This is a genomic window from Thermodesulfobacteriota bacterium (assembly GCA_039028315.1).
Taxonomy (GTDB): domain Bacteria; phylum Desulfobacterota_D; class UBA1144; order Nemesobacterales; family UBA2774; genus CR02bin9.
Genome location: JBCCIH010000163.1, coordinates 1 through 5,639, shown reverse-complemented (window position 1 = coordinate 5,639; position 5,639 = coordinate 1). Strand labels below are relative to the sequence as shown.

Sequence of the window (5,639 nt, the reverse complement as noted above, 5' to 3'; positions counted from 1 at the left end):
CAGAATTGCATTTTTGTATCACGGAAAGATTGTATTCACCGGATCGGTAGAAGAGGCTAAAAATACGGACGTTAAAATCTTAAGCGACTTTATAAATGCCAAGATGGAAGGCGGGGACGAGTAGCAGAGCTTTATTGAAGGTCTTCAACGCTTTTTATCTTCCACCCGCCAAACATTATGCTTTGAAAGCCAATATTAATATTCTTAGGATCATCCTTTGTGCCGATTAGCTTGAAAGTAGTACCGTCTCTATTACCGCTCACCCAGACATCAACATTGGCAAGAGTCTTATCATCTCCATTTTCATCTTTTATTGTTGAGACGATTAAGTTTGAAAAACCTGCATTAATTGAGTCAAACCTCTCAAATGATTTCTCTATAATCTCTTTGACCGACATATAGGTTCTATCAGATGAGTCTGAGTAATCAGGAGAAAAGTACTCCATTACAACTTCAATGTCTTTTCTTTGCCCTGATTTTGTAAGATTGTTAAGCAAAAGCTCTATTTCTAAAGAAGCGTCTTTTTCTTCGCTTGCAGGCATGAAGAAATAAAATACGAGAGCAACAATAATGACCATTGGGATAAGATATTTCATAGGAATATAAGTTTAATCAAAAACTAAATTACTTTCATCTTTAGTCCTCAAACTCTACATCAATGCCGTCACTAGTAAGTACCACATTGCCCTTTTCATTGTTGCCGACAATCAAAAACTCAGGAGAAACTGAGTTAATGAATTCGTAGGATGTCTCATTATCAGAAATTTTAACCAGATACAGAACTGTGGCATCTATTTTGTCACCATGATATTTCATCAAGTCTCTTTGTACCGACTCTTTATTGAGAGATTCTCCCATAAGTAAACTTGTATCTCCATAATTGACTCTAAATGCTATTGGATAGGGCATTGATGAATCTTCTGATATATAGTTTTGCGCTGGTCTTAGAATGTCTATCTTGAGATTATCGATTGAGATTTGATCACCGATATCTGATAAGCTAGCCCACTCTATGTTTTTTTCATATATTTTTTCCCACAGCTCTCCGATTAGCTTATCGCCGTTTGTAACTATTGTTGATACATCAAATTTATCTGTAATGTGCACCGCACCATTTAGATGGTCTTTGTCCAATGAGTTAAGTATAAATAGATCGATCTGCCTGATACCACGGTTCAATAGATATTTTGTTACCACAGTCTTGTCTAAGTAGCCGTCCCGGTTAGATCTTGTATAGCCTCCGTTTATTAGAATATTTCTACCCTCGGCTTGCTCTATCAATACCGAGCTTCTGCTCTCACCTGCATCTATAAAGCTAACAACTAATTCATCATTTATAGATTTAGTGGAGATTGGATAAATAATAGATGCTATGAACCCCAGCACTAAGATTGGCAGAATATATTTAATCTTCGGATATAGAGAATTAGCGACAAGGCTTACTGCCAGTATAACGAATACTATCCAGCTTACGGTGTTCATGGGCGGCACGGTCAGCGAGGAATATGGAATTTTTAAAAACAGCTCTACTCCAAAAATCAGCATATCAATAAAAAACAAATTCAGTGACATAAGGGGCTCTGCAATATATGGCGAGATTAAAAATGCAACAAATGATAGAAGGCTAATCGGGACTACTATAAATTCTACAATCGGCACTAGTGTTAGGTTTGCTGGTATGGAAACAAGGCTCATTATTCCAAATGAATTAGCGACTAATGGAAAAGTAATAAGCGCAGCAGCTATGGTTGTTTTAAGCAAACTGTATATCTTGTCTTCAATAGTAACAAATTTAAATGGGTAGAACTTATGTGCAATTAAAATTGCGAATACCGCCGAGAATGAGAGTTGGAACGAGAGCTCAAACAACGACCATGGATGCCAGACAAGTATTATAAATGCCGCAGCGCATAGGGTATTTATTCGGTGCTCCTCTTTTCCAATTACAATTGAAATAAGATAGAGCGAGATCATAATAAAAGCTCTTAGTGTAGATGTTGAAAAACCAGCCACTGCGGAATAAAGGAAAACGGGCACAATTGTGATTGCGGCTGCCAGTCTGGGAACCTGGAACTTAAGCATCAAATACTCTGAGCGTTTTAAAAGCCATTTGATTAAGAAAAAAAATGCGAGTGCAACAGCGCCGACATGAAGCCCAGATATCGCAAAAATATGGGCAACTCCAGCTCTAGAGAACTCCGTTCTTATCTGTTGAGGCAGTCCTCTTTTCTCACCGATAGAGATCGCATTCAATATCTCACTCTGAGGTGACTTAAACTTCTCTCTGACAAAATTTCCATATCGAATCCTTAGTTTATCTATGTAATTCATCGTCTTGCTAAAGGAGTCAGAAAGACCAAATGATATGATTTGATCTTTATTCTGAATAAACCCGGATGCAAATATGTATTGCCTCTCATAGAATTTTTTTAGATCAAAGCCGCCCGGGTTATTGTAATTCTCAAAAGGGCTAAGTTTCACATTTATTAGGCGCACCCTTTCGCCATATGAAAGCTCTATGTTTTCTAGTGCATAAATCATCACATTTCCGCTCACTTTCTGTTTTGTACCATTGTTTATTACATAATAGCTTTGAAGATATATTCTCGAGCCATCTTGAGTTCTTTCGGGGGATCTATACAGCGTGCCCTCAATATCTATTTTCTTACCAGCATAGTTTAGAACGTTGTCCGGATATATCTGCTGTGAGTTTACAGCGAATATCAGGCCTAGCGGCAGAAATAGTAAAAAACTATAATTTCTTGCAATGATTGTTAACAAAATTGCAATACTTGCAGTTATGGCGGCAAGTATCCAAGGACTCTCTGTGTGTTCATTTAGTAAAATCCCAATAATAAAACTCACTAATATGAGCACAATTTTATGAGTATAGAAAAGCCTGTATGATTTCTGCCCGATCTCTTTCATATTTCTTTGCTGCAATTGGACTTGAATTTTTATTATAGATGAAATATGAAGTTTAATAAAAAGTTATTTAACGAGGGTGTTTGTATCTTGCAAGCAATATTTTAGTAGTTTGGAAATATATGAGTAGGTGGCTAAACGGTTTTGATCAGAACAACGCAGTGGGCGGCAATTCCTTCACCACGGCCTGTAAAGCCCATTTTCTCTGTTGTGGTGGCTTTCACGCCTACTAAATCAGGGGTAATTTTCAGTACTTGGGATAAGGATTTTTTTATTTCTTCAATATGAGGAGATATTTTTGGCTTCTCGCATACAACTACACTATCTAAATTTTCTATATGAAATCCTTTTTGATTAAGCAGCTTCATAGTTTCGTTTAGAAAAAATAGACTGGACATGCCTTTATATTTGGGATCTGAATCTGGGAAGTGACTTCCTATATCTCCCTCTCCGATCGCTCCTAGAAGAGCGTCGCAAATTGCATGGCTCAGAACATCGGCGTCTGAGTGTCCTGATAGCCCAAGCTCAAAGGGAATATGGACTCCTCCTATAATGAGCTTTGTGTCATTAGAAAACCTATGTGCGTCAAAACCATACCCTATCTTAATCATAGTTCTTGCTTGTTCTCGAAAATCTTTGATTTTAATATAAATTCCCCTAGTTTTATATCATTAGGAGTTGTTATTTTTATATTATATTTAGATGCGCTTACAAGTGCTACTTGTTTTCCGATTCTTTCCACCAATATAGACTCGTCAGTTCCTATATATTCATCTTGTGCCGCTTTTTCATATGCTTTAACTAAAATATCATATTTAAAAGCTTGTGGAGTTTGAGCAAGCCATATTTTCTCTCTTGGTAAAGTTGTTGAAATAAGATCATCAGTGCCGGATTGTTTTATAGTATCTATCGATGGTGCCGCAGCTATGGCGCCTCCAAAACGGCTTGCTTCAGATAATACTTCCTCAATAAGCTTTGTAGTTACAAAGGGTCTAACCCCGTCGTGCACCGCTACTATATCTGGATTTGATGTGATTGACTTAAGACCTCTTTGAACAGAGTCTTGTCTCTGAGCGCCGCCAGCTACAATGTTAGATACTTTAGAGAGATTGTATCTTTCTACAATCTCCTTTTGTGTATGCTCTTCCCATCCCTTTGGAACTACTAAAACTATCTCTGAGATATGATCTGAGCTTTGAAAACTCTGGGTTGAATACACTAATATCGGCTTATCCAAGAGGGCTGCAAACTGTTTTGGAGCCCCCTTAGATGCGAATCTTGTTCCTGCTCCGCCAGCAGTAATGATGGCAGAAGCTTTTATATTAGCCATGATAATTTGAAGCCATGCGCTTGTTATCTTCTTTCACTTTTGAGAATATCATTCTTCCTGTCGGTGTCTGCAGCACACTTGTTACTGAGACATCTATCTTGTTCCCAAGGTGTCTCTTGGCGTCATCAACCACAACCATTGTGCCGTCTTCTAGATAGCCTACGCCCTGGTTGTCCTCTTTACCTTCTTTAACCACATGAATGTTCATAGTTTCACCGGGAAGCACAACAGGCTTAAGCGCATTTGAGAGCTGATTTAAATTTAGCACTTTAACATTCTGGAGCCCCGCAACTTTATTAAGGTTGTAATCATTCGTGATGATAAGGCCTTTTATTTTGGCCCCAAGCTCAACTAGTTTTAAATCCGCCTCTTTAACGCCCGGAAAGTCCTGACTGCTAATTTTTATGGATACATTTGGAATGTCTTTCTGCATCCTCTTAAGCACGTCAAGACCTCGCCTTCCTCTAACACGTTTAATTGGCTCAGAAGAGTCGGCTATGTGCTGAAGCTCTTTTATAATAAATTTGGGCACAATTAACTGTCCCGTTATAAACCCGGCCTCTGCTACATCTGCAATTCTGCCGTCAATGATAACACTTGTGTCTAGTATTTTAGGTTCGCCGCCTTTAGAAGAATATCTTCTGCCGGCCTCTTCTACCTCCCTTCCTTTATTAACACCAAGGTTAATTCCAATATGAAACAAGAGGAGAAAGAATGCAACTGATAGATACGGTAAATAAGTTTCTGGTATAGAAAGCATTCCCAAAACCTGGGTTAATGCAAAAAATGACAGCGCTGCTGCTCCCATTCCTAAAGCGCCCCCCAATATGGCCTTTGGGCTGAAGGATTTCATTATAAACTCTGAACCCCAGACAATTCCTACTGTAACTACACCTAGCAGGATTCCAATACCAACAGATATTGGTATTTCGAAATTTGGATATGATATTCCAAATCCGGCAAGTGCAGCTAGTATAAAAAATAGAATCTTAAGCTTCATTTCGCTCACCTCGATCCCCGCCTAAGCTTGCTTGGAAGTAAAATAGAACTAAGTATTAGAAATAAGTATGTAAAACAAGTTATTTACGGTGCTCTTAAGTTTTGAGTATGTATGTTATTTGCACCTTAGCCCTTATTAAGGGTTAACTTAGCCTATTTTTCAATACCGAGCAGCAAGCGCAGCAGAGAGTATTTTATTAAATATAGTGTTTTATGACTGCCCACTATTTACTTCTTCTACTATGTTGACTATCTCGTCAACCACCCTCGTGTACTTACTTCTCCCAGTACCTGGCCCCTTGGCTCTGCCGTCTATGCCGACATCTGCCAAAACCTCTCCTGTGGTACTGTCAATAAGCGTAACCCAAACTTGGACAGACCCCTT

Annotated in this window: 5 protein-coding genes; all 5 read right to left on the bottom strand. The window is 38.5% G+C overall.

The window, feature by feature from the left end:
* Window positions 1-131: 131 nt before the first annotated feature.
* The 5 genes from AAF462_09655 to AAF462_09635 all read right to left on the bottom strand — a co-directional run bounded on the left by AAF462_09655 (window position 132) and on the right by AAF462_09635 (window position 5,255).
* Complete coding sequence (locus tag AAF462_09655; protein MEM7009384.1) at window positions 132-596, bottom strand: hypothetical protein; 465 nt, start codon at window positions 594-596, stop codon at window positions 132-134.
* Between the two features lie 40 nt (window positions 597-636).
* Window positions 637-2,928 (bottom strand): DNA internalization-related competence protein ComEC/Rec2, encoded by a 2,292-nt coding sequence (locus AAF462_09650; GenBank protein MEM7009383.1) that lies wholly within the window; start codon window positions 2,926-2,928, stop codon window positions 637-639.
* A gap of 131 nt (window positions 2,929-3,059) precedes the next feature.
* A complete protein-coding gene (gene ispF / locus AAF462_09645; GenBank protein ID MEM7009382.1) occupies window positions 3,060-3,533 on the bottom strand; it encodes a 2-C-methyl-D-erythritol 2,4-cyclodiphosphate synthase in 474 nt (157 codons plus the stop codon).
* Complete coding sequence (gene ispD, locus AAF462_09640; GenBank protein MEM7009381.1) at window positions 3,533-4,255, bottom strand: 2-C-methyl-D-erythritol 4-phosphate cytidylyltransferase; 723 nt, start codon at window positions 4,253-4,255, stop codon at window positions 3,533-3,535. Before ispD ends, ispF begins: the two co-directional genes overlap by 1 nt.
* On the bottom strand, window positions 4,248-5,255 hold the full coding sequence (locus AAF462_09635) for a TRAM domain-containing protein (protein ID MEM7009380.1): 1,008 nt from the start codon (window positions 5,253-5,255) through the stop codon (window positions 4,248-4,250). Before AAF462_09635 ends, ispD begins: the two co-directional genes overlap by 8 nt.
* Between the last annotated feature and the right edge of the window lie 384 nt (window positions 5,256-5,639).

Coding starts and splice junctions, on each gene's coding strand:
- AAF462_09655 (MEM7009384.1), bottom strand. CDS start 596: ATGAAATATCTTATCCCAATGGTCATTATTGTTGCTCTCGTATTTTAT.
- AAF462_09650 (MEM7009383.1), bottom strand. CDS start 2,928: ATGAAAGAGATCGGGCAGAAATCATACAGGCTTTTCTATACTCATAAA.
- ispD (MEM7009381.1), bottom strand. CDS start 4,255: ATGGCTAATATAAAAGCTTCTGCCATCATTACTGCTGGCGGAGCAGGA.
- AAF462_09635 (MEM7009380.1), bottom strand. CDS start 5,255: ATGAAGCTTAAGATTCTATTTTTTATACTAGCTGCACTTGCCGGATTT.